The 26,268-nt window shown below is 68.6% G+C and carries 29 protein-coding genes and 2 tRNA genes; 15 read left to right on the top strand and 16 right to left on the bottom strand.

The window, feature by feature from the left end; genetic code table 11:
• Positions 1 to 38: 38 nt before the first annotated feature.
• On the bottom strand, positions 39 to 3,971 hold the full coding sequence (gene hrpA / locus M6444_RS17905; RefSeq protein ID WP_298330553.1) for an ATP-dependent RNA helicase HrpA: 3,933 nt from the start codon (positions 3,969 to 3,971) through the stop codon (positions 39 to 41).
• Between the two features lie 146 nt (positions 3,972 to 4,117).
• On the opposite strand from hrpA, the gene M6444_RS17910 reads away from it, so the two are divergent.
• The 5 genes from M6444_RS17910 to M6444_RS17930 are packed head-to-tail and all read left to right on the top strand — an operon-like array spanning position 4,118 to position 8,501.
• Positions 4,118 to 5,029: an ATP-binding cassette domain-containing protein gene (locus tag M6444_RS17910; protein WP_298330556.1), complete on the top strand. Its 912-nt coding sequence runs from the start codon at positions 4,118 to 4,120 to the stop codon at positions 5,027 to 5,029.
• Positions 5,026 to 5,829 (top strand): hypothetical protein, encoded by an 804-nt coding sequence (locus tag M6444_RS17915; protein ID WP_298330559.1) that lies wholly within the window; start codon positions 5,026 to 5,028, stop codon positions 5,827 to 5,829. The genes M6444_RS17910 and M6444_RS17915 overlap by 4 nt, the downstream gene beginning before the upstream one ends.
• 25 nt (positions 5,830 to 5,854) lie before the next feature.
• The gene (locus tag M6444_RS17920) at positions 5,855 to 7,039 is read left to right on the top strand and encodes a histidine kinase (protein WP_298330562.1); all 1,185 of its coding nucleotides are present in this window, start codon (positions 5,855 to 5,857) and stop codon (positions 7,037 to 7,039) included.
• The gene (locus M6444_RS17925; RefSeq protein ID WP_298330564.1) at positions 7,036 to 7,707 is read left to right on the top strand and encodes a response regulator transcription factor; all 672 of its coding nucleotides are present in this window, start codon (positions 7,036 to 7,038) and stop codon (positions 7,705 to 7,707) included. The genes M6444_RS17920 and M6444_RS17925 overlap by 4 nt, the downstream gene beginning before the upstream one ends.
• A gap of 23 nt (positions 7,708 to 7,730) precedes the next feature.
• Positions 7,731 to 8,501 (top strand): hypothetical protein, encoded by a 771-nt coding sequence (locus M6444_RS17930; RefSeq protein ID WP_298330568.1) that lies wholly within the window; start codon positions 7,731 to 7,733, stop codon positions 8,499 to 8,501.
• 16 nt (positions 8,502 to 8,517) lie between these two features.
• Here M6444_RS17930 and M6444_RS17935 read toward each other — a convergent pair whose 3' ends face one another.
• The 5 genes from M6444_RS17935 to bcp all read right to left on the bottom strand — a co-directional run bounded on the left by M6444_RS17935 (position 8,518) and on the right by bcp (position 12,134).
• Positions 8,518 to 8,985 (bottom strand): hypothetical protein, encoded by a 468-nt coding sequence (locus tag M6444_RS17935; protein ID WP_298330571.1) that lies wholly within the window; start codon positions 8,983 to 8,985, stop codon positions 8,518 to 8,520.
• A 152-nt stretch (positions 8,986 to 9,137) separates the two neighbouring features.
• Positions 9,138 to 9,223 (bottom strand) — tRNA-Leu (locus M6444_RS17940).
• An 80-nt stretch (positions 9,224 to 9,303) separates the two neighbouring features.
• Positions 9,304 to 11,064 carry a hypothetical protein gene (locus M6444_RS17945; protein ID WP_298330573.1) on the bottom strand — a complete coding sequence of 587 codons (1,761 nt, stop codon included), beginning with the start codon at positions 11,062 to 11,064 and terminating at the stop codon, positions 9,304 to 9,306.
• Between the two features lie 97 nt (positions 11,065 to 11,161).
• Positions 11,162 to 11,521: a VOC family protein gene (locus tag M6444_RS17950; protein ID WP_298330627.1), complete on the bottom strand. Its 360-nt coding sequence runs from the start codon at positions 11,519 to 11,521 to the stop codon at positions 11,162 to 11,164.
• A 127-nt stretch (positions 11,522 to 11,648) separates the two neighbouring features.
• Entirely contained in the window at positions 11,649 to 12,134 is a 486-nt protein-coding gene (bcp, locus tag M6444_RS17955; protein WP_298330576.1) for a thioredoxin-dependent thiol peroxidase, read from the bottom strand.
• Between the two features lie 113 nt (positions 12,135 to 12,247).
• On the opposite strand from bcp, the gene M6444_RS17960 reads away from it, so the two are divergent.
• The 3 genes from M6444_RS17960 to M6444_RS17970 all read left to right on the top strand — a co-directional run bounded on the left by M6444_RS17960 (position 12,248) and on the right by M6444_RS17970 (position 14,149).
• Positions 12,248 to 12,568: a DUF3618 domain-containing protein gene (locus M6444_RS17960; protein WP_298330577.1), complete on the top strand. Its 321-nt coding sequence runs from the start codon at positions 12,248 to 12,250 to the stop codon at positions 12,566 to 12,568.
• Between the two features lie 66 nt (positions 12,569 to 12,634).
• Complete coding sequence (locus M6444_RS17965) at positions 12,635 to 12,931, top strand: co-chaperone GroES (RefSeq protein WP_363326419.1); 297 nt, start codon at positions 12,635 to 12,637, stop codon at positions 12,929 to 12,931.
• Between the two features lie 45 nt (positions 12,932 to 12,976).
• On the top strand, positions 12,977 to 14,149 hold the full coding sequence (locus M6444_RS17970; RefSeq protein ID WP_298330580.1) for an FUSC family protein: 1,173 nt from the start codon (positions 12,977 to 12,979) through the stop codon (positions 14,147 to 14,149).
• 4 nt (positions 14,150 to 14,153) lie between these two features.
• On the opposite strand, the gene ligD is transcribed toward M6444_RS17970, so the two are convergent.
• The gene (ligD, locus tag M6444_RS17975; RefSeq protein ID WP_298330583.1) at positions 14,154 to 15,086 is read right to left on the bottom strand and encodes a non-homologous end-joining DNA ligase; all 933 of its coding nucleotides are present in this window, start codon (positions 15,084 to 15,086) and stop codon (positions 14,154 to 14,156) included.
• A 125-nt stretch (positions 15,087 to 15,211) separates the two neighbouring features.
• On the opposite strand from ligD, the gene M6444_RS17980 reads away from it, so the two are divergent.
• Positions 15,212 to 15,568 carry a hypothetical protein gene (locus M6444_RS17980; RefSeq protein WP_298330586.1) on the top strand — a complete coding sequence of 119 codons (357 nt, stop codon included), beginning with the start codon at positions 15,212 to 15,214 and terminating at the stop codon, positions 15,566 to 15,568.
• Here M6444_RS17980 and M6444_RS17985 read toward each other — a convergent pair.
• From M6444_RS17985 to M6444_RS18005, 5 genes are all read right to left on the bottom strand, one after another.
• Positions 15,565 to 16,407, bottom strand: a complete 843-nt coding sequence (locus tag M6444_RS17985; RefSeq protein ID WP_298330589.1) for a hypothetical protein — start codon at positions 16,405 to 16,407, stop codon at positions 15,565 to 15,567. The genes M6444_RS17980 and M6444_RS17985 overlap by 4 nt on opposite strands.
• 432 nt (positions 16,408 to 16,839) lie before the next feature.
• Positions 16,840 to 16,915: transfer RNA gene (locus M6444_RS17990), tRNA-Lys, on the bottom strand.
• Positions 16,916 to 17,032: 117 nt separating this feature from the next.
• On the bottom strand, positions 17,033 to 17,920 hold the full coding sequence (locus tag M6444_RS17995) for a carbohydrate ABC transporter permease (protein WP_298330591.1): 888 nt from the start codon (positions 17,918 to 17,920) through the stop codon (positions 17,033 to 17,035).
• The gene (locus tag M6444_RS18000) at positions 17,917 to 18,768 is read right to left on the bottom strand and encodes a sugar ABC transporter permease (protein ID WP_363326420.1); all 852 of its coding nucleotides are present in this window, start codon (positions 18,766 to 18,768) and stop codon (positions 17,917 to 17,919) included. The genes M6444_RS17995 and M6444_RS18000 overlap by 4 nt, the downstream gene beginning before the upstream one ends.
• 100 nt (positions 18,769 to 18,868) lie before the next feature.
• The gene (locus M6444_RS18005) at positions 18,869 to 20,122 is read right to left on the bottom strand and encodes an ABC transporter substrate-binding protein (protein ID WP_298330596.1); all 1,254 of its coding nucleotides are present in this window, start codon (positions 20,120 to 20,122) and stop codon (positions 18,869 to 18,871) included.
• 197 nt (positions 20,123 to 20,319) lie between these two features.
• Here M6444_RS18005 and M6444_RS18010 point away from each other — a divergent pair, with 197 nt between their 5' ends.
• Positions 20,320 to 20,634: a DUF3467 domain-containing protein gene (locus M6444_RS18010; RefSeq protein WP_298330598.1), complete on the top strand. Its 315-nt coding sequence runs from the start codon at positions 20,320 to 20,322 to the stop codon at positions 20,632 to 20,634.
• Positions 20,635 to 20,649: 15 nt separating this feature from the next.
• Entirely contained in the window at positions 20,650 to 20,826 is a 177-nt protein-coding gene (locus tag M6444_RS18015) for a hypothetical protein (protein ID WP_298330600.1), read from the top strand.
• 4 nt (positions 20,827 to 20,830) lie between these two features.
• Here M6444_RS18015 and M6444_RS18020 read toward each other — a convergent pair whose 3' ends face one another.
• On the bottom strand, positions 20,831 to 21,301 hold the full coding sequence (locus M6444_RS18020; protein ID WP_298330603.1) for a MarR family transcriptional regulator: 471 nt from the start codon (positions 21,299 to 21,301) through the stop codon (positions 20,831 to 20,833).
• 94 nt (positions 21,302 to 21,395) lie between these two features.
• Between M6444_RS18020 and M6444_RS18025 the strand changes: the two genes are divergently transcribed.
• The 3 genes from M6444_RS18025 to M6444_RS18035 all read left to right on the top strand — a co-directional run bounded on the left by M6444_RS18025 (position 21,396) and on the right by M6444_RS18035 (position 23,543).
• Positions 21,396 to 21,953 (top strand): YceI family protein, encoded by a 558-nt coding sequence (locus M6444_RS18025; protein ID WP_298330605.1) that lies wholly within the window; start codon positions 21,396 to 21,398, stop codon positions 21,951 to 21,953.
• A 133-nt stretch (positions 21,954 to 22,086) separates the two neighbouring features.
• Positions 22,087 to 22,893, top strand: a complete 807-nt coding sequence (locus M6444_RS18030; RefSeq protein WP_298330606.1) for a MerR family transcriptional regulator — start codon at positions 22,087 to 22,089, stop codon at positions 22,891 to 22,893.
• On the top strand, positions 22,890 to 23,543 hold the full coding sequence (locus tag M6444_RS18035; RefSeq protein ID WP_298330608.1) for a hypothetical protein: 654 nt from the start codon (positions 22,890 to 22,892) through the stop codon (positions 23,541 to 23,543). The genes M6444_RS18030 and M6444_RS18035 overlap by 4 nt, the downstream gene beginning before the upstream one ends.
• A gap of 15 nt (positions 23,544 to 23,558) precedes the next feature.
• Here M6444_RS18035 and M6444_RS18040 read toward each other — a convergent pair whose 3' ends face one another.
• Positions 23,559 to 23,927 carry a DoxX family protein gene (locus M6444_RS18040; protein WP_298330611.1) on the bottom strand — a complete coding sequence of 123 codons (369 nt, stop codon included), beginning with the start codon at positions 23,925 to 23,927 and terminating at the stop codon, positions 23,559 to 23,561.
• Positions 23,928 to 24,515 (bottom strand): TetR/AcrR family transcriptional regulator, encoded by a 588-nt coding sequence (locus M6444_RS18045; protein WP_298330613.1) that lies wholly within the window; start codon positions 24,513 to 24,515, stop codon positions 23,928 to 23,930.
• A 173-nt stretch (positions 24,516 to 24,688) separates the two neighbouring features.
• Between M6444_RS18045 and M6444_RS18050 the strand changes: the two genes are divergently transcribed.
• Positions 24,689 to 25,720, top strand: a complete 1,032-nt coding sequence (locus M6444_RS18050; RefSeq protein WP_298330616.1) for a tellurite resistance/C4-dicarboxylate transporter family protein — start codon at positions 24,689 to 24,691, stop codon at positions 25,718 to 25,720.
• Between the two features lie 34 nt (positions 25,721 to 25,754).
• On the opposite strand, the gene M6444_RS18055 is transcribed toward M6444_RS18050, so the two are convergent.
• A partial coding sequence (locus M6444_RS18055; RefSeq protein ID WP_298330619.1) for a TetR family transcriptional regulator occupies positions 25,755 to 26,268 on the bottom strand: 514 nt, incomplete at its 5' end.

The raw sequence follows: 26,268 nt of genomic DNA on the forward strand, positions 1-26,268 counted from the left end.
GTGGCTGGGGATGGATCGTCGGCCCCCACGCTAGGTGATCACGATGTGGTGACGGCGTCGATGGCGCGCATGATGCGCTTCTCCGAGACCGAATGCGCAGTCCCCAGCTCCTGCGCGAACAGGCTGATTCGGAGCTCCTCGATCGACCAGCGGATCGCGAGGTGCTCCGCGCTCGGCTCCTGCCCGCGCGGCAGCGCGTTGATCGAGTCTTCGTACGCGGCGGTCACTCGTTCGATGACCGCTGCGTTCGCCCGGTCGCGCTGCGGGCTGGTCGGCAGCTTCTCGAGCCGGCGCTCGATGCCGCGCAGGTAGCGAACCAGGTCAGGCAGGCGGCGCCGGCCCGTCGCGGTGACGAACCCGGGCCGGATCAGCCGCGCGAGGTGCGCCTTGGCATCCACCAGCGACGGCGCCAGGGTCAGGCTGGACGTGCTCTTCAACGCGGCCTCGACGCGATGGGCCACCGTCAGCGCCTTCTCGATGTCGGCGGTGATCGCGAAGACCTCGTCGATCAGTGCACCGCGGACCTTCTCGCGCAGCGCGGCGAACGCGGCGGCATCCCAGGCGGGTCCGCCGCCGTCTGCGATCAGCGCGTCGACGGCGCAGTCGGTCGCATCGGCGAGCAGGTCGGCGACCGAGCCGTCCGGGTTGCGGCTGAGCACCAGCTTGGTCTGGTTGGTCAGGTGCCGCTGCACGAACGAGACCGGCGAGGGGACGCTGAGCAGCAGCAGCCGTCGGTTTCCGGCCCACATGGCCGCGGCCTGGGCGGCCTCGGTGTCGAGCACGCGGATCGCGACGCTGTCGCCGTCGTCGACCAGTGCCGGATACCCGGTGACGACGTGATTACCGCGGCGTTGCTCGAAGGTGCGTGGCAGGTCGCCGTCGGGCCATTCGCGCAGGCCGGAGCGTTCGATGCTGCTGGCGGCCGCCGCCATGGTCGAGCGCAGCTGCCGACGCAGCTGGTGTTTCAGGGCGTGCAGGTCCTTGCTCTCGGCGACGGTGCCGCCGTCGTCGACGACGCGGAAGGTGACCTTCAGATGGTCCGGTACCCGGTCGAAATCGAAGTCGTCAGGGCTCACCGGGACACCGCGCATCCGGGTCAGCACCCGCGCCAGTGCCACCGTGACCGGCTCGTCGCTGTCGTCGAGCAGCCGGGCGGCTTCGGCCGCGGTGTCCGGGGCCGGCACGAACTGGCGCCGCAGCGCCTTGGGCAGCGACTTGACCAGCGCGGTGATCAACTCGGTGCGCAGGCCTGGCACCTGCCGGTCGAAGTCGGTCGGCTCGACCTGGTTGAGCACCTCGAGCGGGATGTCCACCGTCACGCCGTCGGCCCGCGTGCCCGGCTCGAACTGGTACGTCAGCGGCAGCTCGACGCCGGTCGTCGTCCAGGTATCCGGGTAGTCGTGCTTGCTGATCACCTTGTCGGCGTCGTCGTCCCTGATCAGCATGTCCGTGGAGAACGTCAGCAGGTCGGGATCGTCGTGGCGGGCCTTCTTCCACCAGGCGTCGAAGTGCCGCGCGGAGACGACGTCAGCCGGGATCCGCTGGTCGTAGAAGTCGAACAGGGTGTCGTCATCGACGAGGATGTCGCGGCGCCGGGCGCGGTGCTCGAGCTCTTCCACGTCGTCGAGCAGGGCCCGGTTGGCGTGGAAGAACTCGTGGTGGGTGCGCCAGTCGCCCTCGACGAGAGCGTGGCGGATGAACAACTCGCGGCACAGTTCCGGATCGACGCGCGCATACGGAACCTTGCGGCGGGGCACGATGACCACGCCGTAGAGCATCACCTTCTCGAAGGCCATGACAGCGCCGGCCTTCTGCTCCCAGTGCGGCTCACTGTAGGTGCGTTTGACCAGGTGCTCGGCCAGCGGCTCGGCCCAAGCCGGATCGATGCGCGCGTTCACCCGCGCCCACAGCCGCGACGTCTCGACCAGCTCGGCCGACACGACCCAGCGCGGCGGCTTCTTGAACAGCGCCGAACCGGGGAACACGGCGAACTTCGCGCCCCGCGCGCCCTGGTACTCGTTGCCCGTCTCCTCCCGGACGCCGATCTGTGAGAGCAGGCCCGCCAGCAGCGACCGGTGAATGTCCTCCGGCTTGGCCGGGGTGCTGTTCAGCGTGATGCCCAGCGGCTTGACCAGCGATCGCAGCTGGCTCTCGAGGTCTTGCCACTCCCGCACGCGCAGATAATTGAGGTACTCCGCGCGGCACAGCTTGCGGAACTGATTCGACGACAGCGCCTTCTGTTGTTCACGCAGGTACCGCCACAGGTTCAGGAAGGTCAGGAAGTCCGACGTGGGCTCGGCGAACCGGGCGTGGTGCGCGTCCGCGGCGTCGCGATGCTCGGCCGGGCGCTCCCGCGGATCCTGGATCGACAAGGCCGCGGCGATGACGAGCACCTCCCGCACGCAGCCGTTGCGGTCGGCTTCGAGGATCATCCGGCCCAGGCGGGGATCGATCGGCAGGTCGGCCAAGGCGCGCCCGATCCGGGTGAGGCGATCGGTGCGGTTCGGGCCGCGGGTGTCGGTGCTCAGCGCGCCGAGCTCCACGAGCAGGTTGACGCCGTCGGCGACGGCGCGCCGATCCGGCGGGTCGAGGAAACCGAAGTCGGCGACCTCGCCGAGGCCCAACGCCGTCATCTGCAGGATGACCGACGCCAGGTTGGTGCGCAGGATCTCGGGGTCGGTGAAGGCTGGGCGGGACTCGAAGTCCTCCTCCGAGTACAGCCGGATGCAGATGCCGTCGGCGACCCGTCCGCATCGTCCGGCCCGCTGCCGCGCCGAGGCCTGAGAGATCGGCTCGATCGGCAGGCGCTGGACCTTCGTCCGGTTGCTGTAGCGCGAGATCCGTGCGGTGCCGGGATCGACGACATACCGGATGCCGGGCACCGTCAGCGACGTCTCGGCGACGTTGGTGGCGAGCACGATGCGCCGGCCGGTGTGCGGCTGGAAGACGCGGTGCTGCTCGGCCGCGGACAGCCGCGCGTACAGCGGCAGCACTTCGGTTTGCGCCGCGACCGGCCCGGCTCGCTCGAACCGTTTGCGCAGGGCGTCGGCGGTGTCGCGGATCTCGCGTTCGCCGCTGAGGAAGACCAGCACGTCGCCGGGCGGTTCGAGAGCCAGCTCGTCGACGGCGTCGACGATCGCGCGCACCTGGTCGCGCGGCTCCTGCGTGTCGTCACCGTCGTCGTCTTCGGCCTGCAGCGGGCGGTACCGGATCTCGACCGGGTAGGTGCGCCCGGAGACCTCGATGACCGGGGCGTCGAAGTGTTCGGCGAAGCGGTGCGGGTCGATGGTGGCCGAGGTGATGATGACCTTGAGGTCGGGGCGGCGGGGGAGCAGTTGGGTGAGATAGCCCAGGATGAAGTCGATGTTGAGGCTGCGTTCGTGCGCCTCGTCGATGATCAGCGTGTCGTAGCGGCGCAGCATCCGGTCCTGGGTCATCTCCGCCAGCAGGATGCCGTCGGTCATGAGCTTGACCAGGGTGTCGTCGCCGGCCTTCTGGGTGAATCGCACCTGGTAGCCGATCGCGGTGCCCAGAGTGGTCCCGGTCTCTTCGGCGATGCGTTCGGCGACGGTGCGGGCGGCCAGTCGCCGGGGCTGGGTGTGCCCGATGGTGCCGCGCACTCCGCGGCCGAGTTCCAGGCAGATCTTCGGCAGCTGCGTCGTCTTGCCCGACCCGGTCTCGCCGGCGACGATCACCACCTGGTGGTCGCGGATGGCCGCGGCGATCTCGTCGCGACGGGCACTGATCGGCAGCTCTTCGGGGTAGGTGATGGCCGGCACGGCCGAGCGCCGACGCTCGACTCGCCGTTCGGCCGCCGCCACCTCCGCGGTGATCTCGTTCACGGCGGCGGCTCGCGCGGCGGCGTCGCGGACCTTGCGCAAGCCGTCGAGTCGCCGAGCGAGGCGCCGTTCGTCCCGGAGCAAGAGCTCGGGCAGGCGAGCACGCAGGTCGGTGAGTGGGGAGGTGGACATACCGGCGTCCAGCTTACGGCGCGGACGGTCGTCGGTTCATCCGCATTTCGCGCAGCTGGTCGTACGACTCCAGGCTTATGCGCCGGTCGGATTCCTGGCCGGCAGACGGATGCCGGGCCGTCCGGTGCCTCCGTAGCGTGCTGAACATGATCGAGATCTCGGGACTGACCAAGCGATACGGCGACAAGGTGGCCGTCGACGACCTGTCTTTCACCGTCCGGCCCGGCCAGGTGACCGGGTTTCTCGGGCCGAACGGAGCGGGCAAGTCCACGACGATGCGCCTGATCGTCGGGCTGGACCGGCCGACGGCCGGCTCCGCGCACGTCGACGGGGTGCGCTACGACGAGCACCCTGCACCGCTGTGTGCGGTGGGAGCGCTACTGGAGGCCGGATCCGTGCACAACGGCCGCAGCGCCTACCACCACGTGCTCGCGCTCGCCCAGACTCACGGCATTCCGGCCGCGCGCGTCGACGATGTGCTCGCGATGGTGGGCCTCGACTCCGCCGCCCGCCGCCGTGCCGGGGGGTTCTCGCTGGGCATGGGCCAGCGCCTGGGCATCGCCGCAGCCCTCGTCGCCGACCCGGCGGTGGTAATCCTGGACGAGCCGGTGAACGGGCTCGATCCCGACGGCGTGTTGTGGATGCGCACCCTGCTCAAGCAGCTGGCCGCGCAGGGACGCACCGTGCTGGTCTCCAGCCATTTGATGAGCGAGATGGCGGTGACCGCTGAGCACCTGGTGATCATCGGCCGCGGCCGACTGATCGCGGACACGACGGTCGAAGAGTTGATCTCCGAAGCGGGTGTGGGTGACGTGATCGTGCGTTCGCCGGACGCCACCGACCTGCACGACCATCTCGTGCGCGTCGGCGCCGCTGTCACCAGCGAGCATCCCGGTCTGCTGCGCGTCTCGGGATTCTCAGCCGATCAGATCGGTGACCTCGCGTGCCGGCAGGGATTGGCGGTGCATGAGCTGACACCTCAGCGGGCGACGCTCGAACAGGCCTACATGGAACTCACGCAGGAATCGGTGGAATTCCAGAATGCGAGTGCGGCATGAACACATCGCGTCAGATTGAATACCGGGTCACGCTGGCGCGGGTGACCCGGGCGGAATGGACCAAGTTGCGTTCGCTGCGCTCCACTTGGTGGCTCCTGGGGGTCGTGGCCGCGATCAGCATCGGAATCGGCGGCGTGGTCGGTTGGGCTTACGAGCAGCAGATCGTCGACGGCGAGGTGATCGCCACACCTGCGGAGACGGTGGGCCGCACGTTCATCGTCCTGGAGTTGCTCGGCCTGGTGATCGGTGTGCTCGGCGCGCTGCAGATGTCCGCGGAATACAGGTCGGGTTCGATTCGCGCATCGCTCGCGGCGGTGCCGCGACGGCTGCTGTTGCTGGGGGCCAAAGCGCTGGCGTTCACCGCCCTCACCCTGCCGGTGATGGTGGCGGTGTGCTTCGTGACGTACCTGACCACCGTCGCGTTCGCCCCGAGCGCTGCAACGACGTTGAGCGATCCGGGCGTGGCGCGCGCTGTCCTCGCCGCGGGCACGTACCCGGTGGGTTTGGGCCTGCTGGGCTTGGCCTTCGGGACGTTGATCCGGCACACTGCCGGCGCCATCACCGCATTCGTCGGTCTGCTGTTGATCGCGCCGGCGATGATGATGGCCTTGCCCAACGCTGTCCAGGACCACCTCGCGCCGTACCAACCGGTCCTGGCCGGACAAGCGATGTTCATCCTGAACGCTGGCAACGCGGAGTTCGAGGTGCTCTCACCGAGCGTCGGGGCTCTGACGCTCGCCGGATGGGTCGTCGTCGTCCTCGGCGCGGCAGCCGCGGTACTGCACCGCAGGGACGCCTGAGCAAGGGGTCCGTACGCTGAGGGTCATGCGGAGCATCCGGGACGCCGCCACGCGGCATCCGCAGGCGGCCGACGCGGTGCTCTCAGCGGTTCTGGCCGGAGCATTCGTCCTGATTACCGGGACAGCCGAAGGCACGACCGACACCGACTGGCTGTTCTACGTGGCCATGCACGTACCGCTGGTATGGCGGCGCCGGGCTCCGTTGGCCGTGTTCGCCGCGGTGCTGGGGCTGGGCCTGATCTGTACTGCCGTAGACGCCACCGGCCCGTTTCTGGCCGCAGTGCCCATGGTCGCCGCCTACACGGTCGCGCGGCATCGATCGCGGGTGACCGCCTGGTGGGCGCTGAGTGTTCTCACCGTTCCGCTGACCGTGACCTGGCTGTGGGGCGGCGGCGAGTGGTGGGACGTGGTGGCGCTGATCGCGCTGTTCGCCGCATCCATCCTGCTCGGCACCTACCTGCAGACCCGCAGGGCCTACCTGGCCGAACTGGTCGACCGGGCGGTCCGGCTGGAGCGAGAACGCGACCAGCAGGCACGCCTGGCCGTGGCGGCCGAGCGAACCCGGATCGCCCGCGAGATGCATGACATCGTCGCGCACAACCTGGCGGTCATGGTCGCCCTGGCCGATGGCGCGGCGGCGACGACGCCGGTAGCTCCGGACGATGCTGTGGACATGATGGAGAAGGCTTCGGCGACCGGTCGCGAGGCGCTGAGCGAGATCCGGCGCCTGGTCGGGCTACTGCGTGATGGTGGCACCGTGATGGACGGCGCTGCGCCGGCGCGCTCCGGTCCGGCTCCCCAGCCGGGATTCGACGACGTCGCCGAATTGGTGAAGCAGGTGCGCGCCACCGGGTTGGCGGTCACCATGACCTGTGACGGCGAGCCAGGTGCCTGGGGGCCGGGTGCCGGGCTCACCACCTATCGCATCGTCCAGGAGGCGCTGACCAACACGATGAAGCACGCAGGCACGCACGCCCGCGCCGAGGTCCGGCTGCGCTTCACCTCGACCGGCTTGGATCTGGAGGTGCTCGACGACGGTGGAACCGCTGCGACTCGACCACACCAACCGCGTGGGTTCGACGGCCACGGTCTGGCCGGCATGAGTGAACGCGCCGGCTCGTACGGCGGACACGTCGAGGCCGGTCCGATCGGCGACTCGAACTGGCGCGTGCGTGCGCACCTGCCCTTCGGTGAACACGTGGCGTCATGAGTATCCGCGTCTTGCTGGTGGACGACCAGTCCCTACTGCGTCTCGGTTTCCGCGCCCTGCTCGACCGCCAGCCGGATCTCGAGGTCGTCGGCGAGGCAGCGGACGGTGCCGAGGCCGTCACGATGGTCCAGGCGCTGCAACCGGACGTCGCGCTCATGGACGTCCGGATGCCGACGATGGATGGGATCGAGGCGACGCGGCGGATCGTCGAATCGGGCTCGCCGGTGCGGGTGCTGGTCTTGACGACATTCGACCTCGACGAGTACGTCTACGCCGCGCTGCGCGCCGGGGCCAGCGGGTTCCTGCTCAAGGATGCGACGCCGGCGGACCTGCTCGCCGGAGTTCGTATCGTCGCGTCCGGAGAAGCCGCGGTGTCCCCCGGCATCACCCGGCGGCTGATCGAGGCGTTCGCGCAGCATCTGCCGGCCGGGAGCGAACCGCCGGTCCAGGGCGAGCGGCTCGGCCTGCTCACCGAGCGAGAACGAGACGTGCTCGTCGAACTGGCTCGGGGCCGAGCCAACAGCGAGATCGCCGCTTCCCTGTTCATCTCGGAGGCGACGGTCAAGGTGCACGTGGGGCGCATTCTCGCCAAGCTCGGTCTGCGCGACCGTGTTCAGGTGGTGGTCTTCGCCTATGAGAACGGCATCGTCCGCCCGGGTGGCAGCTGAGCGTCAGGTGCGACAATCGCGCCATGCCCGCTACGCCCGCCAACCTCGTCGTCCAACCCCTCGACCGTCGACCGGACCTCGCCGAGAACCTCTCCAAGCTGCCCGAGCTGTGGCCGGAGTTCGTCCAGCAGGACCCGATCTCGAACTTCTACTACGTCACCGCCGTGCGCGACTTCCCCGAGCACGTCCTGGTCGGCTACGACGAGGACGACCCCGAGGTGCCGGTGGCGCGCGCCTACACGGTGCCGTTCCAGTTCGGTGGCGAAGGGCGCACGGTCCTGCCATCGGACGGCTGGGACGCCGTCATTCGCTGGGGAGCGCTGGACCGCAGCCTGGGGCGGACGCCCAACCTGGTGTCGGCGTTGGAGATCTCCATCCGCCCGGACCGCCGGGGCGGCGGGCTGGCCGCGGTCCTGCTGGCGGCGATGCGCGGCAACGTGCGCCGGCTCGGCTTCGACACGCTCGTCGCGCCGGTACGCCCTACCGGCAAACCGGCCGAGCCGACGACGCCGATGCACGAGTATGCCCGGCGGACCCGCCCGGACGGCCTGCCGGTCGATCCGTGGCTGCGCGTGCACGTGCGTGCCGGCGGCGAGATCGTCGGCGTGTGCCCCCGGGCGATGGTCATCGCCGGAACGCTGGCCGAGTGGCGAGCGTGGACCGGCCTGGCGTTCGACGAGACCGGCGTCGTGGAGGTCCCGGACGCGCTGGTCCCGGTGCACTGCAGCGTGGAGCACGACTACGCCGTCTACGTCGAACCCGGGGTCTGGGTGCGTCACGACCTGAGCAGTTGACGGCTCGTCGCCAGCCTCAGATGGTGCCCGGATCGACGTCGTTCTCCACCGGCCGGGGACCGAGGGGAAACGGCGTCACATGCGCCTCGGCGAGAGCGTCGCGCGAGGTGTACCAGGTCACGTTGATCTGGCTCACCTGGCTTTGCAGCGGCTGGATCAGCAGGTACTCCTCGACGTCGCCCGGCGGGAACTCATCGATGCTCAGCGAGCCTTCGTGCACGCTCAGTTCGCCGGTGTCGACACGGACGTCGTACGCCGGACTGTGGCCGTCGTTGCGCAGGGCATACCGGTGCGGGCTGAGCTGCTCGAACGTGAAGTGCGGCTGCTTGCTCCGGCCCCGAGACCGCGATCGTCTGGACGACCGCGTACCCGACCGGTGAACGGTGGTGTCGGCGGTGGCACCGAGCAGCGTGCGAACCGCCCTCGCCGCCCACAGTGCGACCAGCAGAGCCACGATCGACACGATCAGCGCGATGAGCTCCATCTGGGGAAATCTACCGTCCGGAATCCACCGGTTTGCGGCGCCATCCCGGGCGGGGATCGTCGTTCGAAGGGGGTGACATCGTGGTCAACACTTGCCATCGTTGTCACCCCCTCGCGAACGACGGACCCAGGCATCCATCGACGTGGGTGAACTGGTGCGGGAGGGGGGACTTGAACCCCCACGTCCGAAGACACCAGGACCTAAACCTGGCGCGTCTACCTGATTCCGCCACTCCCGCGCAGAGGTCATCGTAGGGCACACCCTGGCAGCAGCCGAAAGGCTTTGGCAGTCCGGCGATGAGTTCCTCAGGCTAGTTCCTCATGCCTCCGAGTAGTCCATGGCGGTCGGGCGCATTCGGTCGCCGACGACCGTGGCCGAGCCGTCGGTGTCGACGGCCAGCATGAAGCTGACGCTCTGGGTGATCGACGAGTTGACGATCTCCGCACCGCCCGGCACGATGCCGAGCCCTTCCGGGCCGACGACCACGGAGTAGCCCGGATTGGCGCCCATGGTCTGGGTGCATTCGATCGCCGCCAGCGTCATGGCACCGAACTCGGTGGCCAGCCAGTGCACCTGGTCTGGGTCCCGCAGCTGGCATTGCCGGTCGTGGCTGCCGAACTCGGGCGGGGCGTCGTCGAGTTGCAGGCCGTGCTCCGGCAGTCGGCTCACGCCGCCGGCGTAACTGAGGTCGACGTCGTCGGGCTCCTGACCTGTCTCGGCGAACGCCGTCAGCTCGTCGAGGACGGCGTCGCCGCGTTCGGCGATCTCGTCGTCGGCGACGACGGCTGATCCGTCCCGGCTGACCGGTTGCGGCATCGCGACGTCCTGCTCGGGATGGACCGCCAGGTGGGCCAGCCAAGGTGAGGCGGCGTCGGCACGGGTGAGCAGGTACCAGGAGCCGGCTTGGTCACCGTCGGGTTCCGTGGCGACGAACGACCACAGCGGGTACTCGCCCAGGCGGGGCGCGGCCACCGCCGAGGCGGCGATGGTGAACGACACGAACGGCTCGGCGCCGCGTACCTCCTGCTCCTCGTAGGCGAAACGGGTCGTCTCGAGCAGGGCGCCGGCCTCGACGGTGGCAATCAGCTCGTCGTCGCGGGTGGCGTTGGCGGCGTTGTTCGTCTCGGTGTAATGCGCGAAGAAGTCATCGGCAGCGGCCGGCGTGATGGCCTCGACGGTGGTGGGCCGCTCGGACTCGGCCACTGGCTGCGGGAGTTGGGCGCATCCCGTGACCAGCGCGCTCATGCCGCCGAACCCCGCGATCAGGCGGACCCGGGCCGTCGGGCGCGGCGGGCCGGGAGGCGTTGAATCCGGAGACGGCGGTGGCGGGGCCCCATGGCGCCCAGGCAAGGGGATGACCCGGCCGGTCTCCTCACCGTCTCCGGCCTCGTCGGCGGATGGCTCGTCGTCGGCGGATGGCTCTTCGTCAACGACCGCGTCGGCGGGCGGCGGGACGGCGGTGAGCCGCGCCCGTCGACGTCGTCTGCGCGCCGAGCGGATCAACCAGAACGCGCCGACCAACGAAGCCAGCCCGACCACCCCGACGACGACCGCGACGACGAAGGCGCCGCCGACTTCGGCCCCGGCGGCGACGTCGACGGCGAGCGGAGCGCCGGGCTCGGCGTGCATGACGACGATCCGGAGTGGCTGCTCGGTCAGCTCAACACTGATCGACTGCTCACCCGAGCCGGTCGACGACCCCTGCCACCAGCCGAGCCCCTCGGGTGGGGCGTCCGGTACGGGTTTGGGGCCGTCTTCAGTCGCCGAGGTGACCTCGCCGCCGAGACCGACCTCGGTGATCGTCTCGTGAGCCACGTCGGCCAGGTAGGAGTCGACGTGTACCGGGTGCGCCGCGCCGACGAAGACGTCGGCCTCGCCGGCATCGGCGCTGACGTGGAGGGTCGGCCCAGCCACGCCGAGCACCGACGGCGTCGTCGCCAGGACCGCCGCCTCGGTGTCGAAGTGCGCGTCGACGATCTCGACGGTGTCGTCAGGACCGATGTAGATGGCGCCGACCACACCGGCAGCGAACAACGGCAAGCCGAGGATGGCGAGCACGATCCCGATGGCGGTTCGCATGCAGATCCTCGACGAATCGGAGCTGCGGCGTGCACGGTACGCCGCGGACGGTCGGGCGCCACGGTACCTCCGCCGACCACGAGCCGCAGAGGCAGGCCTAGCTGGAACGCGTCGAATTCGTGACTCTGATGTATTGCCCGGCAGGGTCGAAGACCCGGAAGTCCGTCAGCCCCCACGGCCGGATCTGCAGCGGGTCGGCGATCGGCCAGCCACTGGCGAGAACGCGGTCGTACTCGGCCTGGATGTCACCGACCCGCAACACGATCTCACTGCCGTCCGGAGGTCTGCGCGGGCTGGGGTCTGCTTCGTCATGCTGACAACAGCCGACGCGGTTGTCGTCCCGACGGACGACGACGTAGTTCGACGACGCGTCCGCCTCGGGCGCCTGGAAGCCCAGGACACTGACGTAGAAGTCGACGAGGGTGCGGATGTTCTGGTGGAACACCTCGTAGGACATGTGCACGGCGCGATCCTCTCAACCGACGGCGACCAGTGACGCGGCACATGTTCGTGCCTACGGCAGTTGCCACGGGCGGTGTCAGGCTTGCCTGCACCGCCCGTGGCGATCGTCCGCACCGACTCACTCAGTCCGGTGCGGAGTCCAGGCCGAGGTCGCGCCGCAACTTGGCGACGTGACCGGTGGCCTTGACGTTGTACATCGCCTTGACGATCTTGCCGTCGGGATCGATGACGAACGTGGAGCGCAGCACGCCGGTGACGGTCTTGCCGTAGAGCTTCTTCTCGCCGTACGCGCCGTAGGCCTTCAACACACCGAGGTCCGGGTCGGACAGCAGCGGGAACGTCAAGGAGTCGTTCTCGCGGAACTCGGCGAGCTTGGCCGGGGCGTCGGGGGAGATACCCAGCACGGTGTAGCCGGCGGTCTGCAGCGACGCGAGGTTGTCGCGGAAGTCGCAGGCTTGCGTGGTGCAGCCGGGCGTCATGGCGGCAGGGTAGAAGTAGACGATGACGTGCTGTCCCCGCAACGACGACAGGGAGACGGGCGAGCCGTCGGCGTCGGGCAGGGTGAACTCGGGCGCGGGATCGCCAGGTGTCAATCGAATGTCGGTCACACCGGACACCGTAGTCAACCGGGCGGCAACGCCGACACACCTCGCCGATCAACCCGCGCGAACAGCCCTGGCCTGGGTACCGTAGGTCACACAGGTCCGACCAGGAGGTGCCGGTGAACTCCACCGATTCCGCGTTGCCGTCGTCGCGGCAGCAGGTGCCCATGTCGCCGGAGATCCAGGAAGAGATCGACCGGCGCGGGCGCTCGGTGGCGCAGCTTCAGCGGGACATCGCCGCGCGGACCGAGCGGTTGTCGGCCAACATCGACGAGCTGGTGTCGCGCGTGTCGCCGCAGCGACTGGCCAAGGACGGCGCGGCGGGCCTGAAAGCGAGCATCCTCACTGATCAGGGCCGCCCGCGGCCCGAGCTCATCGGGGCTCTCGCGGGTGCAGCGCTGGCGGTCGGATTCCTGCTCTGGAGGGCGCGGCGCAACTAATCCGGGCGATGGCACGTAATCTCTACTGGTGTGAGTGCCGACAACCCCGACAAGCTCCCTATCCGGATGCTGCACGACCGCGTCCTCGTCGCTCGGGACGAGGATGAGGGCGAGCGCAAGTCGTCGTCCGGAATCGTCATCCCCGCGACGGCCGCCATGGGCCGGCGCCTGGCGTGGGCCCGGGTGGTGGGTTTGGGCGCCAACGTGCGCACCGTCGAGGTGGGTGATCGGGTGCTGTTCGATCCCGAGGACAAGGCCGAGGTCGAGGTTCGCGGCGAGACGTACACCTTGCTGCGCGAACGCGACCTGCACGCCGTGGCCTCCGAGCGACTCTCCGACGGCCAGACCGGGCTGTATCTCTGAGCTGATTCCCGCAGCCCCGGCCGGACGACATCTACCATCGATGGCGTGCCAGGTGAGCCCGAGGAACCACGCCGGTCACGCCGCAGCGAGGACGCCCTCGAGACCCTCGCCCAGCGCTCGCGCGACAGTCTGCGCACGCGGCTGCACCGGGTCCGCCTGACCGCTCTGCCGATCGTCCAATCCGCGCTGGGCGCGGCGATCGCGTGGTGGGTGGCCACGGTTCCGCCGATCGAGCACGAGCAGCCGTTCTTCGCGCCGATCGCGGCGCTGATCGCGCTCGGGGGCGGCCTGGGGCAACGCATCCCTCGCGTGCTGGAACTCGTGGGCGGCGTCGCGCTGGGCGTGCTCATCGGCGACCTGCTCATCGCGTGGATCGGTACCGGCCTGCTCCAGATCGCCGCCGTGGTCGCGCTGGCGATGGTCGTGGCCGTGTTCGTGGGCAGCGGCGCGGTGATCGTCACCCAGGCGGGTGCGTCGGCGATCCTGGTCGCCACGCTCGTGCCGCCCGGCTCCGATGAGCTGGTGAACCTCGACCGGTTCGTCGACGCCCTGGTCGGCGGCATGGTCGGCCTCGTGATCAGCGTGCTGCTGCTGCCGCTGAACCCGGTGTCCGCGGCGCGCAGGCAGATCGACCCGCTGCTCGTCGCGCTGGCCGAGGTCATGGAGGACGCGGCCGGCGCCTTGGCCGACCGGGACCGGCAGGCGGCCAGCCGGAGCCTGGCACGAGCGCGGGCCACCCAGTCCGCCGTCGACGACATGCACGCCGCGCTCGAGGGCGCCACCGAGACCGCGCTGATCGCGCCGGTGCGCTGGCGCAAGCGGGGCCACCTCGCCGGCTACCTGGAAACGGCGGTTCCACTCGACCACTTGAGCCGCAACGTACGGGTGTTGTGCCGCCACGCGATCGGTGTCATCCGTCGCAACGAGCCGGTTCCGGCCGCGTTGCCGCAGTCGCTTCGGGCGCTGGCCGGCGCGTTGCGCCTGCTTCGTCTCGACCTCGACAAGGGCGACGAGCCCATCGAGAGCCGCAACTCGGCGGTGGCGGCGGCGCAGATGGCCACCGAGGCGCTGGAACACACCGGTGGGTTCGGCGGCCAGATCGTCATCGCCCAGGTGCGCTCGCTCGCCGTGGACGTGTTGCACGCGACCGGGCTGGACCGTGAGACGGCCCAGAACCTGCTGCCCGCTCTGCCCGAGGGGCCGGTCAGCTACGGCTGAGCGATCAGCGCTGCGGCAGCTGGAACCCGGCGTCGAGCAACGGCTCGAGCAAGTCGCCGTGGTCGTCGATCCGGCCGAGGACGTCGTCGAAGTCGAACCGCAGCGGCAGCTGTGTGCGCGCCCGTGAGCGCGCGGCGCGCTCGACCTCGTCCCACGTCACCGGCGTGGACACCGACGGCGTGGCGCGGCCGCGGGTGGAGTACGGCGCGATGGTGGTCTTGGCGGCGTTGTTCTGGCTCCAGTCGATGAAGATCTTGCCGCGCCGTTCGCGTCGCTCCATGCGCGACAAGATGAGCTTCGGGTGATCGCGTTCGAGCTGTTCGGCGAGGTCGTGGGCATATTGGCTGACGGCGTCGTCGTCGGCGCTGCCGTCGAGCGGAACGTACATCTGCATGCCTTTCGACCCGCTCGTCTTCGGGTACGACGGCAGACCGGCGTCGTCGAGAACCTCGGCCAGCAACAGCGCCACCTGACAGCATTCGATGATCGTGGCGGGCTCGCCGGGGTCGAGGTCGACCACCAGGCGGTTCGGGTTGGTGGCGACGTCGTCCTGGACCGTCCACTGGGGGACATGGATCTCGAGTACGGCGAGGTTGGCCAGCCACACCAAGGTGGCCAACTCGTCGGCCATGACGTAGCGCACGGTCTCGCGATTCTTGGTGCTGCCCGGCGAGGGAAGTTCGACGGTGCGCACCCACGACGGCGTTCCGCGCGGAGCGTTCTTCTCGAAGAAGCTGTCGGCCTCGACGCCGTCGGGCCAGCGTTTGCGGGTGACCGGGCGGTCGGCCAAGTGCGGCAGAAGCACCGGCGCGATCCGGCTGTAGTAGTCGATGACCTCGCCCTTCGTGGTGCCCGTCTCCGGGTAGAGGACCTTGTCGAGGTTGCTCAACGCCAGGGTGCGGCCCTCGACTCTGACGGAGACCTTGCGCGATGCCATGTCCGAAGTCTGTCGTGTCCGTGCCGCTGCATCCAGCGCGGACGGGGATGTGTCCGCGAGCGGTTTGCCCGCGCGCGTACCGGGAACAGGCCTGTCGAGACGAACTTTCGCGCCTTGGAGGCATCGTGAGCGAGCCGGATTTCATCGACCAGGAGCTCGAGCCGGAGGAATGGGACGGCCGGCGCGATCCCGGTGCCGGTGTCGACGCCGAGGGCCTCCCGGAGGCTGCGGACGACTCGACGCCGGGCACCGGCGAGGTACCCGAGCCCGAGATCCCGGCGACACCGAACGAGGCGCCGGTGGCCGCCGAGAGCTACGGCACGACGGTCTGGGAGCAACAGCATCCACAGGGGATCGAAGCACGCCTCGCCGAAGAGGTTCCCGAGGACGACGTCGAGACGGACCGACTCGACCGGCAGGCGCCGGAGAACGCCGCGCTACGGGTGGACGAGGGGGAGCCGGATCCGGAGGCTGAGATCTAGGACGACCCGAGCAGCCCGCCGCTTTGGGACGGGTCGCTTTCTGGTGTGGACGTGGTCGCCGACGGCGAGGACGTCGAGGCGGACGACGTCGGTGTGTGGGTCGACGTCGGTGTGGGGGTCGAGGTCGGTGCCGGCGTCTCGGTCCCCTCGACATCGCTCGGTGCGCCCCGCAGCAGGCACAGCGCGAGCTCCAGCGGCGACAGATCGAGTTCGAGGCATATTCCGTCGGAGTCGTCCTCCGGCGACTCGGTCGGATCGGGCGTCGGCGTCGCGGTGGGGCGCGGGCTGGACGGGGTGCGCTCCTTCGGGTCGGGGTAGCTGGTCGGAAGGTCGTTGGGGGTGTCCGGGTCGGTCGCCGGCGTCGACGGCGAGGTACCGGCGTCGCTGCCCGGTGCGTCCCCGTCCGGCGCGTCGTCGCGGTCGGTGGTGCCGTCGTCATCGGGCGGGCTCGAGGAGTCATCGGTGCCGGAATCGGTGTCGGCATCGTCCTCGGCTGACGGGTCGGTGTCGCGACCGGTCTCGCCGGAGGTTCCCGGGGCGTCGGCGCTCGAGCCGCCGCCTGCGCCGGCGGAATCGGTGTCGTGATCTGATGGGTCGGAGTCAGACGCGTCGTCGTCGAGCGAGTCCGCCGGGACGCGGTCGTCTCCGCCGTCGGCGTCGGACTCGTCGGTCGGCGAGACCAGCGGCGTGGCACCGGGCGAACCCGCGACGATCTGCTCCGGCGTCGTGATGTCGGTGATACCCAGTGCGTGATCGAGGCTGGGGACGAGGACGTTGCCGAGGGTGACGCCGGCGGTGCCGGCCAACGCGCACACGACGATGCCCGGGTAGCGGCGCAACTTGGACAGGAACCAGCTGCTGTGCCGGCGTGCGGCATCGGCGGACCGCGGACGGGCGCCGGCTCGAGTGCCGCGCCACCGCCCGGGCGAGTTTCCTTGCCTATTCGTGCTGATTGGACCGAGATCCCTTCTGGTTCCCGGGGGAGATCTGGCGAATTTCGGGCGAAGCCGCTACAGACCGCCCCCCGCGGTGCGCACGATACTCAGAGCGGTTGAGCAGGCAAAAGCGCTTTCGATGAAATCCCAGGTAAGAAGCTTGCCAGTGGGCGGTGTCGCGGGGGCCACGTGAACGCCAGAGGGCCAGAAGTGACTCCGTGTCCGGCCAGCGAAAGGGTGCCTGCGCGGAGGGCGAACCCGCTACCGCGCGCACCAGTCGGACCGCATGCACCACCGTGAACTCGACCGGAGGTGGGACGTACTCCACGTAGGGTGTGGTGCGCCATCAGGGACTCGAACCCCGAACCCGCTGATTAAGAGTCAGCTGCTCTGCCAATTGAGCTAATGGCGCAACGACGCTGAAGATTACCACTCGCGCGAGGTGAAGCTGAAATCGAGCGCGGACCAGTGGCGACCCGCCGCTGGCGGCGACTCACGGCGGAGGGCATCGCGCTCTCGCCGGCCGCGCTCAGCCCTTCACGCTGCCCGCGGTCAGCCCCGCAACGATACGGCGCTGGAACAGTAGCGCTACCACCACCATCGGGATCACGACGACTACGCAGGCCGCCGTGATGGTGCCGATTGGCCGCTGGAACTCCACCTGGCCGGTGAACGCGGCGATCGCCACCGGAACCGTCTGCGCGATCTCCGGGTTCCGGGGGGCGAACGTGCTGGCTAGCAGGAACTCGTTCCAGGCGGCGACGAAGATGATGATTCCGGCAGCGAACACGCCGGGCGCGGCGAGCGGGAACACCACCTTGTAGAACGCCTGGAACGGGGTTGCGCCATCCACCTTCGCCGCCTCTTCCAGCTCCTTCGGGATCGCCGCGTAGAACGTCGTGAGGATGAAGATGGTCAGTGGCAACTCAAAGGCCGTGTAGGGCAGATACAGGCCTTCCCACTTGTTCAGCAGGCCGATCGAGCGCCACACCTCGTACAGCGGCGGGACCAGCGCCACCGGGGGAAACAGCGAGACCGCGAGCACACCGGTCAGTAGGATCAGGCGCCGCTTCAACGGCAGCCTTGCCAGCGCATACGCCGCCAGCGAGCCGACGGTGATGCAGATCAGCGTGGTCATCGTCGCGACCGCCAGCGAGTTGCGCAGATTGAGGTGGAAGTCCTGCTCGAACACGTTGCGGTAGTTGGCCAGCCCGAATGGCCCTTGGAAGAGGTCGGGGCTGTTCAGGGCCCGGTCGCCGAGCTTGAGGCTGGTCATGACCAGCCACAGGAAAGGAAACAGGCACCAGGACAAGATCACCAGCAGTGTTGCGGCCTTCACCCACAGACGTCGGCGACCGACGGGCCGGGGCACGGGCACGGACGCCTTCCTGGTCATGGTGGTGGTCGTGTCGCTCATCGGGCCCCCTCGGTCCGGCCGATCGCGATGTCGCGGCCCAGCGCCCGGACGAATACCAGCCCGATGCCCAGGATCAGGATGAACGTCAGCGTCGACAGCGCCGAGCCGTAGCCGGGGTCAGGTGTGCGGACAACGTACTGCTGCACCAGCACCGACAACGACTCGGTGTCGAACGCGCCGCCGGTCATCACCGCGACGAGGTCGTACACCCGTAGCGCGTCGACGGTGCGGAAGAGCAACGCGACGAGGATCGCCGGTCTCAGCAGCGGCAACGTGATGTACCACAGGCGCTGCCATCGCCCCGCGCCGTCGACCATGGCGCTCTCGGTGATCTCGACGGGAATCGTCTGTAACCCGGCGAGCAGGAGCAGCGCCACGAACGGTGCCGTCTTCCACACGTCGGCGAAGACGATCGCGAACGTCGCCCACCCCGGCTGCCCCAGCCAGTTGAAGTCGCCCAGGCCGAACACGCTGTTGATGAACCCGGGCGTCACGTTGAACATGAAGAACCACATCTGCGCCGCGATCACCGTCGGGATCACCCAGGGAATGAGAATGGCCGCGCGCGTGATGCCGCGGCCACGGAAGGTCTGGTTCATCAACAGCGCGAACCCGAGGCCGATGACGAACTCGGCGGCCACCGACGTCACCGTGAACACGATCGTGAACCACAGCGCCGACCAGAACCGATCGTCGCTCAGTGCCGCGACGTAGTTGCCGAGCCCCGCGAATCCCTGGCGCTCACGCCGGGTGTACTCGAACAGGCTGAGTACGACGGCATACAGCACCGGAAACAGCGCCACCAACGCCATCAGGATCAGCGACGGCGCGACGAACACCCGCGCCAGAGCGCGCTCGGACAGCCCCGAGCCGCGCCGCCGCGGTGGCGCGACGTCCGACCGCGTTTCGTCCGCCGTGGCCGGTCGCACCCGCGTCATCGGGTCCGCCTCATTCGACGGCGCCTTCGAGGGCGGAGCGCACCTGCTCGACCGCCTCTTGGATGTCGGTCTGCCCGTTGACCGCGGGGAACAACGCGCGTTGCATCTCGACACTGATCTCGTTCCACGACGGTGCTGGCGGTCGCGGCTTGGCGTCGGGCAGGATCTCACCGAGCAGGCTCATGACGGGATCGTCGGCCAGCTGATCGTAGACGGAGGCCATGGTCGGCGGTACTGAGCCCTCGGTGGCCAGCATCGACTGAGCCTCCTCGTTCGTCGCCGCCCAGGTGACGAAGTCTTTCGCAGCGTCGATGTTGTCTGAGAACGCGCTCACGGCGTTGTTGAACCCGCCGAGCGCGGAGATGGTGCCGTCACCATCGAAGGTCGGCAGCGGCGCGATGTCGAAGTTGCCGTTTGCCGGGCTGGCGGTGTCCTGCTCGATCAGCGAGTAGACGTACGGCCAGTTCCGCATGAACATGGCGTTGCCCTGTTGGAACTCGTTGCGCGCCTCTTCCTCCTGCGCGGTGTTGAAGCCTGGCGCATAACAGCCGTCGCTGATCGCGTCGGCCATGAACTGCGTCGCCCGTGCGGCGATGTCGGTGTCGAACAGCACCTCGCTCTGATCGTCGTTGAACAGTTCGCCGCCGGCGCTCCAGTAATACTCCAGCCAGTTGACGACGAAACCTTCGTACTGTGCGCCCTGGCCGATGAACCCGCCGATCTCGCCGCTGCCTTGCGTCGCCGTCTGACACAGCTGGTCCCAGGTGGTGGGCGGCGTGTCGACCAGGTCGCTGCGGTAGTAGAGCAGGCCGGCGTTGGTGTTGTACGGCGCCGCCCAAAGCTCACCACCCCAGGTGGCGGACTCGAAAGCTCCCGGGATGGAGGCTTCCTCGATCTCGTCGCGGACGTCCTCGAGGCTCTCCAGCCAGCCGTTCTCGGCGTACTCGCCGGTCCAGATGACGTCCATGCCGAGCACGTCGAAGCCGCTGCCCTCTGACTGCAGCTCCAACGCCTGCTGCTCGCGTTGCTGGTCCGCGGCCTCGGGGAGCAGCTCGATCCGGATGGGCGTCTCGGGATTCTCCTCGTTCCACAACTCGGCGACTTGTTGGTGGACCCCGCCGGGTTGCGCCTCCGCCCCGCCGATGGCCCAGACCAGCTCACCACCGGCGGTTTCGCCGCCACCGTCGTCACCAGCCGGCGTGCACGCAGCCACGATCAGGGCGGACGCGCCGCCGACCACTAGCCACCTCGTGCTCTTCCTCATGCTGAGGCCTCCTCCACCGTCATCACGCCCGATCTTGTTCCCCGCGTCGGGCCAAGCCGACATAGTCGATAACACCATTCTGAGCGACGCCGGCCAGTCGCGACAGGTGTCTGATCGGTTCGGGCGCTCCCGCCCGGGCGGCCCGGGCAGCGTGGGCGTCCGCCGAGGGTGTCGGTGCGTTGTGGCACTGTTGAACCATGGCCAACCAGCCCGAGCGGCGCGAGTACGACATCGACATCCCCACCGAAGTGGAGGCGGGAACCTACGCCGACTTCGCCTCCATCTGGCATACGGCTGATTCGTTCGTGCTCGACTTCGCGGTGCTCAAACGTCCGCCCAAGCCGACGGTGAACGATGACGGCAGTCGCGTGGTCAAGGTCCCTACCCGGGTGGTCACACGCGTGCGGGTGCCACCGAGTCAGGTGTTCGAGATCATGAAGGGGCTGGAGAAGCAGTTGTCCATGTGGGAGCGCAGTCACGGCGCTCGACGCAGGCCGCCGGCGGATTCCTGAGGCCCATCTGCTGCCATGGGCAACGTCATCCGCATCGTGGTGGGTGTCGCTGGACTGACGGCGGCGGCGTGGGCGGGCGGTCGGGCCTGGCGCAGGCGCCGCGCGGGTGCCGACGCGTCGTTCCGCCCAGCGTGGATCGTCTTGGTGGCCACGGCCGTCGTCATGGCCCTGACGGCGGTGCCGACGATCTGAGCTGTCACCGGATCGCCGCGTGGTCCTCCAGCCGCTGCAGCACCCGACTGGACACCGCGTTCATCGTCGCGATGTCGTCATCGGTCAAGATGTCGAAAAAGAGCCGGCGCACCGTCTCGACGTGCGCGGGTGCAGCCGACTCGATGGCTTTCCGTCCGGTCGGGGTGAGGGCGACGAAGGCGCCGCGTCCGTCCTCGGCGCACTCCTCGCGCGCGACGAGCCCGCGCCGGGCCATCCGAGCGATCTGGTGGGACAACCGGCTTTTCTCCCACTGCAGCGCATCGGCCAGGGCGGACACACGCAGCCTGCCGTTCTCGACATCGGTCAATCGCACCAGGACCTCGAAGTCCGGCAGCGACAGCTGAGAGTCCGATTGGAGCTGCCGTGCGAGCGCACTTTCGAGCACCCTGTTCATCCGCAGGTAGTTGCGCCACGCCCGTTGCTCGTCGGTGGTGAGCCATCGGGTCTTCGTCATGCTGACAGTCTACGAGATAGTTGACACGTCATCCAAATGCGCGTTAGTCTGTGACGTGTCAACTATACCGACGACATCAACGGAGGACTCAGGTATGACGACCGCAACAGACTTGCGCCAGCTGACCGGCAACTACACCCTCGACCCCGCGCACACGCGGATCGGGTTCGTCGCCCGGCACGCGATGGTCACCAAGGTTCGTGGTGGCTTCAACGACTTCGAAGGCGACCTGTATCTCGACGGTGAGGACCCGACGAAGTCCACGGCGTCGGTACGCATCAAGACCGCCAGCATCGACACGCGCAACGAGCAGCGTGACGAACACCTGCGCACCAACGACTTCCTGGACGTCGAGAAGTATCCGGAGATCACCTTCGTCTCCACCGGCGTCGAGCAGCTGGACGAGACGACCTACCGGCTCACCGGTGACCTGACCATCAAGGACGTCACCAAGCCGATCAGCATCGACTTCACCTATGAAGGCGTGGCGACCGACCCGTTCGGCAACGTCCGGGTGGGCTTCGAAGGCTCGGTCACGATCAACCGCAAGGACTTCAACGTCCAGTGGAACGCGCCGCTGGAGACCGGTGGTGTGCTCGTCAGCGAGAAGGTGACGCTCGAGTTCGAGGTGTCGGCCATCAAGTCGTCCTGACCGCGGTTCAGCCGTGAACACCCGGCAGGTGCCGACACGGACCGGCCCCAGCAACGAAGCTGGGGCCGGTCTTTGTCGTTGGCGGGCTAGGTTGGCTTGACCTTGACGCAACGTCAAGGTTTTTGATGGTGTCATGCGCATCGGAGAACTCGCCGCCCTCGCCGGGGTGACCACCCGCACCGTCCGGCACTACCACCGCATCGGCCTGCTGCCCGAACCCGCACGGCACGGCAACGGCTACCGCGACTACACGCTGCGCGACGCGGTGGAGCTCACCAGAATACGCAAGCTCACCGAACTCGGTCTGAGTCTGGACGAGGTCGCAGACGTTCTGGCCGACGACGCCGGAAAGGACCTCTACGAGGTTCTCAGCGAGCTCGACGCCGACCTGGCCCGCCAGGAGGCAGCCATCTGGCAGCAGCGGGTTCGATTGGCCGAACTGTTGAAGCAGGCGAAATGCGACGACGGATTACCGGTCGAGGGACCCGTCTCGCCAGAAGTCGCGGCGCTGTTCACCCAGATGGCGCAGGCGTCTGCGGAGCTGCCCGGCCCGGAGCCGGCGATGGCCGCCAAGGAGCGCGAGCTGTTCGCACTGCTGGACGGATCGACGTCAGCGAGCAACAAGGCGTGGCTGGCGAACATGCAGCGCGTCGTGGGCTCCGATCCGGCGTCGATGCGCCGGGTCTACGAGGTCTATGCCCAGATGGACGAGCTCGCCGATGCGAACGTGGACGATCTGCGTATCGACGACGTCGTTCAAGCCATCCTGGCGCTCATTCCCGAGGACGTCGCCGGGTCGATGATCGACGCGGACTTCGACATGGACGCCGCGGAGAGCGACCCGGACGGATTCGTTGCCGCCTTTCTCGCCGACTTCCCACCTGCACAGCGCGAGGTGGTCCGCCGGGTGATCCGTACGTTGCAGGAGCGGATCCGATGAGCCGGGGGAGCGCTGTGGTCGTGCGGGTGGTTCCGGTGTGGCTGCGCCGCCTCGTCCGCCACGAGTTCGCCCTGTGGGCCAGCCTGCTGCGCTGGATGGCAAGACGAGGCCCGCATGGCGTTCGGGCCGGCGACACCGCTGCCGGTTATGCCCGCGGCCAAGCGGTCATCATGTTCGGTTTCCTGTTCGCCTCGGTCGTCGAGACCGTGGTGCTGGCGCTGATCATCCCGTGGCCCCTGGTGCATCTGATCGCCTTGGGCCTCGGCCTGTGGGGCATCTGGTTCGTCCTGGCCCTCCACGCGTCGTGCGTGGTGCGTCCGCACGTCATCGAGGCCGACGGCTCGCTGCGGGTGCGGTACGGCGCGCTGATCGACATCCGGATCCCCGAAGAGCTGATCGCCACGGTGCGTCGCGAACGGCGCCATCCCGACGGCAGCTTGCTCACGGTGGACGATGGCGGCGCGGCCAATCTGGCGGTGTCGGGGGAGACGTCAGTGACCGTCGAGCTCACCGAGCCGGTCGCGATCGTGCGCCCGCTGGGTCGCGTCGAGCGCTGCCGAGTGGTGCGCTTCTACGCCGAAGACCCCCGGGCGGTCATGGCGGCGATCGCCGCCGCCGCGCCGCCGCCGGAGGAGCGTGCCAGTGCCTGAGGCCGGGGGAACCGCTCACACGATGAACGACAAGACGAACACGCCGACGGAGAGCGTGAGCATGCCGAGACAGTTGAGCCAGAACGCCCGCCCGAGAAACCGGGCCCGGACGTGCGCTGCTGCCGCGGCCAGGAAGTAGGCGATGACGCCCACGTTCGCTGCGACCGCGATCCCGTCGGCCCAGGCGCCAACGATCAGCCCCGCCGCTGCCAGCGACTTGATCACGATGAGCGTCCACCACCAATCCTCGGGGAAGTTCACGCCGTTGAGGCAGTCCCGGACGAAGCTCAGCGGCCGGATCGACACGGCCACGTCGGCGAGCAGGGCGGCTGCGAGGATCACCGGCAGCCACCAGTGGTTCGGCAGAAGCTCGATGAAGTCCATTCAGTCACCTCTCGGTTGTGTGGTGAACGACACGATCGATCGGAAGGTCTCCAGTGACTCGGATGCATCCGGTGTGCCGCTCGCGGCCCAGGCGAAGATCGCCCCGAGGTACGACATGTAGATCGTTCGGGCAGCCCTCGGTGTGTCTGCTTCGTTCATGCCGTCGGCGCGCAGGATCGTCTCGATGTCGCGTACCAACATCTCGCCCAGTCCATGGAAGACCGTGGAGCCGTGGTTGCCGCTCATGAGTACGGCCCCGTATTCGCGCGCGAGTTCGACGTCGGCGGCGAACACGTCGAGAAACGGTGAGATGAGCTCCACGACGTGGTCGACCACGTTGCCACCGGTGGGAGGCGGCGCGTTCGAGCTGGAGCGGCGGCGATGAACGTCGGCGATCGCGCGGTCGAACAGCGAGACCAGCAAGGCCCGCTTGTCGCCGATGGCCATGACCGAGCCGACACTCACGCCGGCCGCAGCGGCAATGTCTCTGACCGTCGTCGCCGTGAAGCCGCGCTCGCGGAAGAGCTGCTCGGCGGCTGTGGTGACCTTGTCATGCGTGATCTGCCGTAGCTCGGCTCTGGTGGTCATCAATCTGCCCCATCGAACGAACGCATTCAGTGAACGTGTTCATCGAACACGTTCATTCAGTTTGCACCAGCTGCGCGTACGGGGCAAGGCGCCGCCTCGGTCGCGTAGCCTGAGGGGCCAGTGGCCCGTGCGGGCGACCGGGCAGTCGCCACGTCGTGGGGAGACGGTGCAGGATGGGGACCGCCGACCGGGTGCGAACCGCGGTGCGGGGTTTGACGCCTGGCTACTTCGCCCTGGTGATGGCCTGCGGCATCGTATCGCTCGGGTTCCACCTGCAAGGGCACGTCGCCGTGTCGATGGGGCTTCTCGTCGTCGGCGTCGTCGCGTTCGCGGTGCTCCTCGTCCTCACGGCCTGGCGCGCGCTGGCCTACCGGGCCGAGCTCGTCGCCGACTTCATGCACCCCGGCCGGGCGTTCGGGTTCTTCACGTTCATCGCCGGTACAAACGTGCTGGGTACCCGCCTGGAGATGGAAGGACTGCACGCCGTCACCGCCGGCCTGCTCGCCGTCGGCGGATTGGCCTGGCTGGTGCTGGGGTACGTGATCCCGTGGACCGCCGTACTGGGCAACGACGAGCGCCCGGTCATCATCAACGCGAACGGCACGTGGTTCATCTGGGTGGTGGCCAGCCAGTCCGTGGCGGTCTCCGCGGCGTCGATCGAGCCGGTGTTCGACGCCGCCAGGGATCAACTGGCGGTCGTAGCGGTGGTTTCGTGGTCGGTCGGCATCATCCTCTACGCGGCCGCGGGGATCTTCGTCTCGGCCCGGCTGATGGTCTACGAGCTGCGTCCAGAGGATCTGAATCCGCCGTACTGGGTGGCCATGGGCGCCAGTGCCATCACGGTGGTCGCGGGTGCACGCATCATCGAGATGAGCGACGCGCCGATGGTGAATGCCACACGCGGGCTGGTCGGCGGGCTGTCGGTGACGTTCTGGGCCTTCGCGACCTGGCTCGTTCCGGTGTTGGTGGCCGCCGGATGGTGGCGCCATGTCCGGCGGCGGGTGCCGCTGACCTACGAGGCGACCTTGTGGAGCATCATCTTCCCGCTGGGGATGTACGCCGTGGCCGGCATCTACCTGGGCCGAGCGCGAGCCCTGCCGTTCGTCGAAACCATCGGCGCCGCAGCGTTGTGGGTAGCGCTCGCGGCGTGGTTGGTGACGTTCGCGGGCATGATCGTCCATCTGTTTCGTACGGTCGTGCGCTGAGGCCCGCCTCGCGGGCGGTGGAAAGCGGTGATCGTCAGGGCGCGGCGGCCAAACGCCTCGCGGCAGCGACGACGGAAGCCCGGCGGCGGGCGTGTTCGGCGTCGCTCTCGGCTGCGGTGATCATGCGAGCGACCTGTGGCACCGCCGACCACCAACCTGCCAGCGAGAGCACCAGGAACATCAGGTGGTCGGCGTCGATATCCGAGGTGACGTTGCCGTTGGCCTGACCATCGGCCATCGCCGTGACCTTGTATCCGTAATATTCCCGCCGCTCTGCCTCGTCCGGCACCTCGGTGCTGAACATGAGCCCTTCCCACCGCATGAGGCGGCCGAGTTCGGGGTGTTCGCGGTGGTAGTCGTAGACGCGGCCGGCATAGTCGCCCACGTCTTCGCTGGCGAACGACTTCACCGGCACGTCGCGGGCGACCTTCGCGAGTTCCTCGCGCAGCACCCGCGCGAACAACTCGTCCTTGCCGCCGAAGTAGGCATAGACGCGCTCTTTGTTCACTCCGGCAGCTTGTGCGATCCGCTCGATGGTGGTGCCGTCC

Source organism: Haloactinopolyspora sp. (assembly GCF_027324685.1).
Lineage (GTDB): Bacteria > Actinomycetota > Actinomycetes > Jiangellales > Jiangellaceae > Haloactinopolyspora.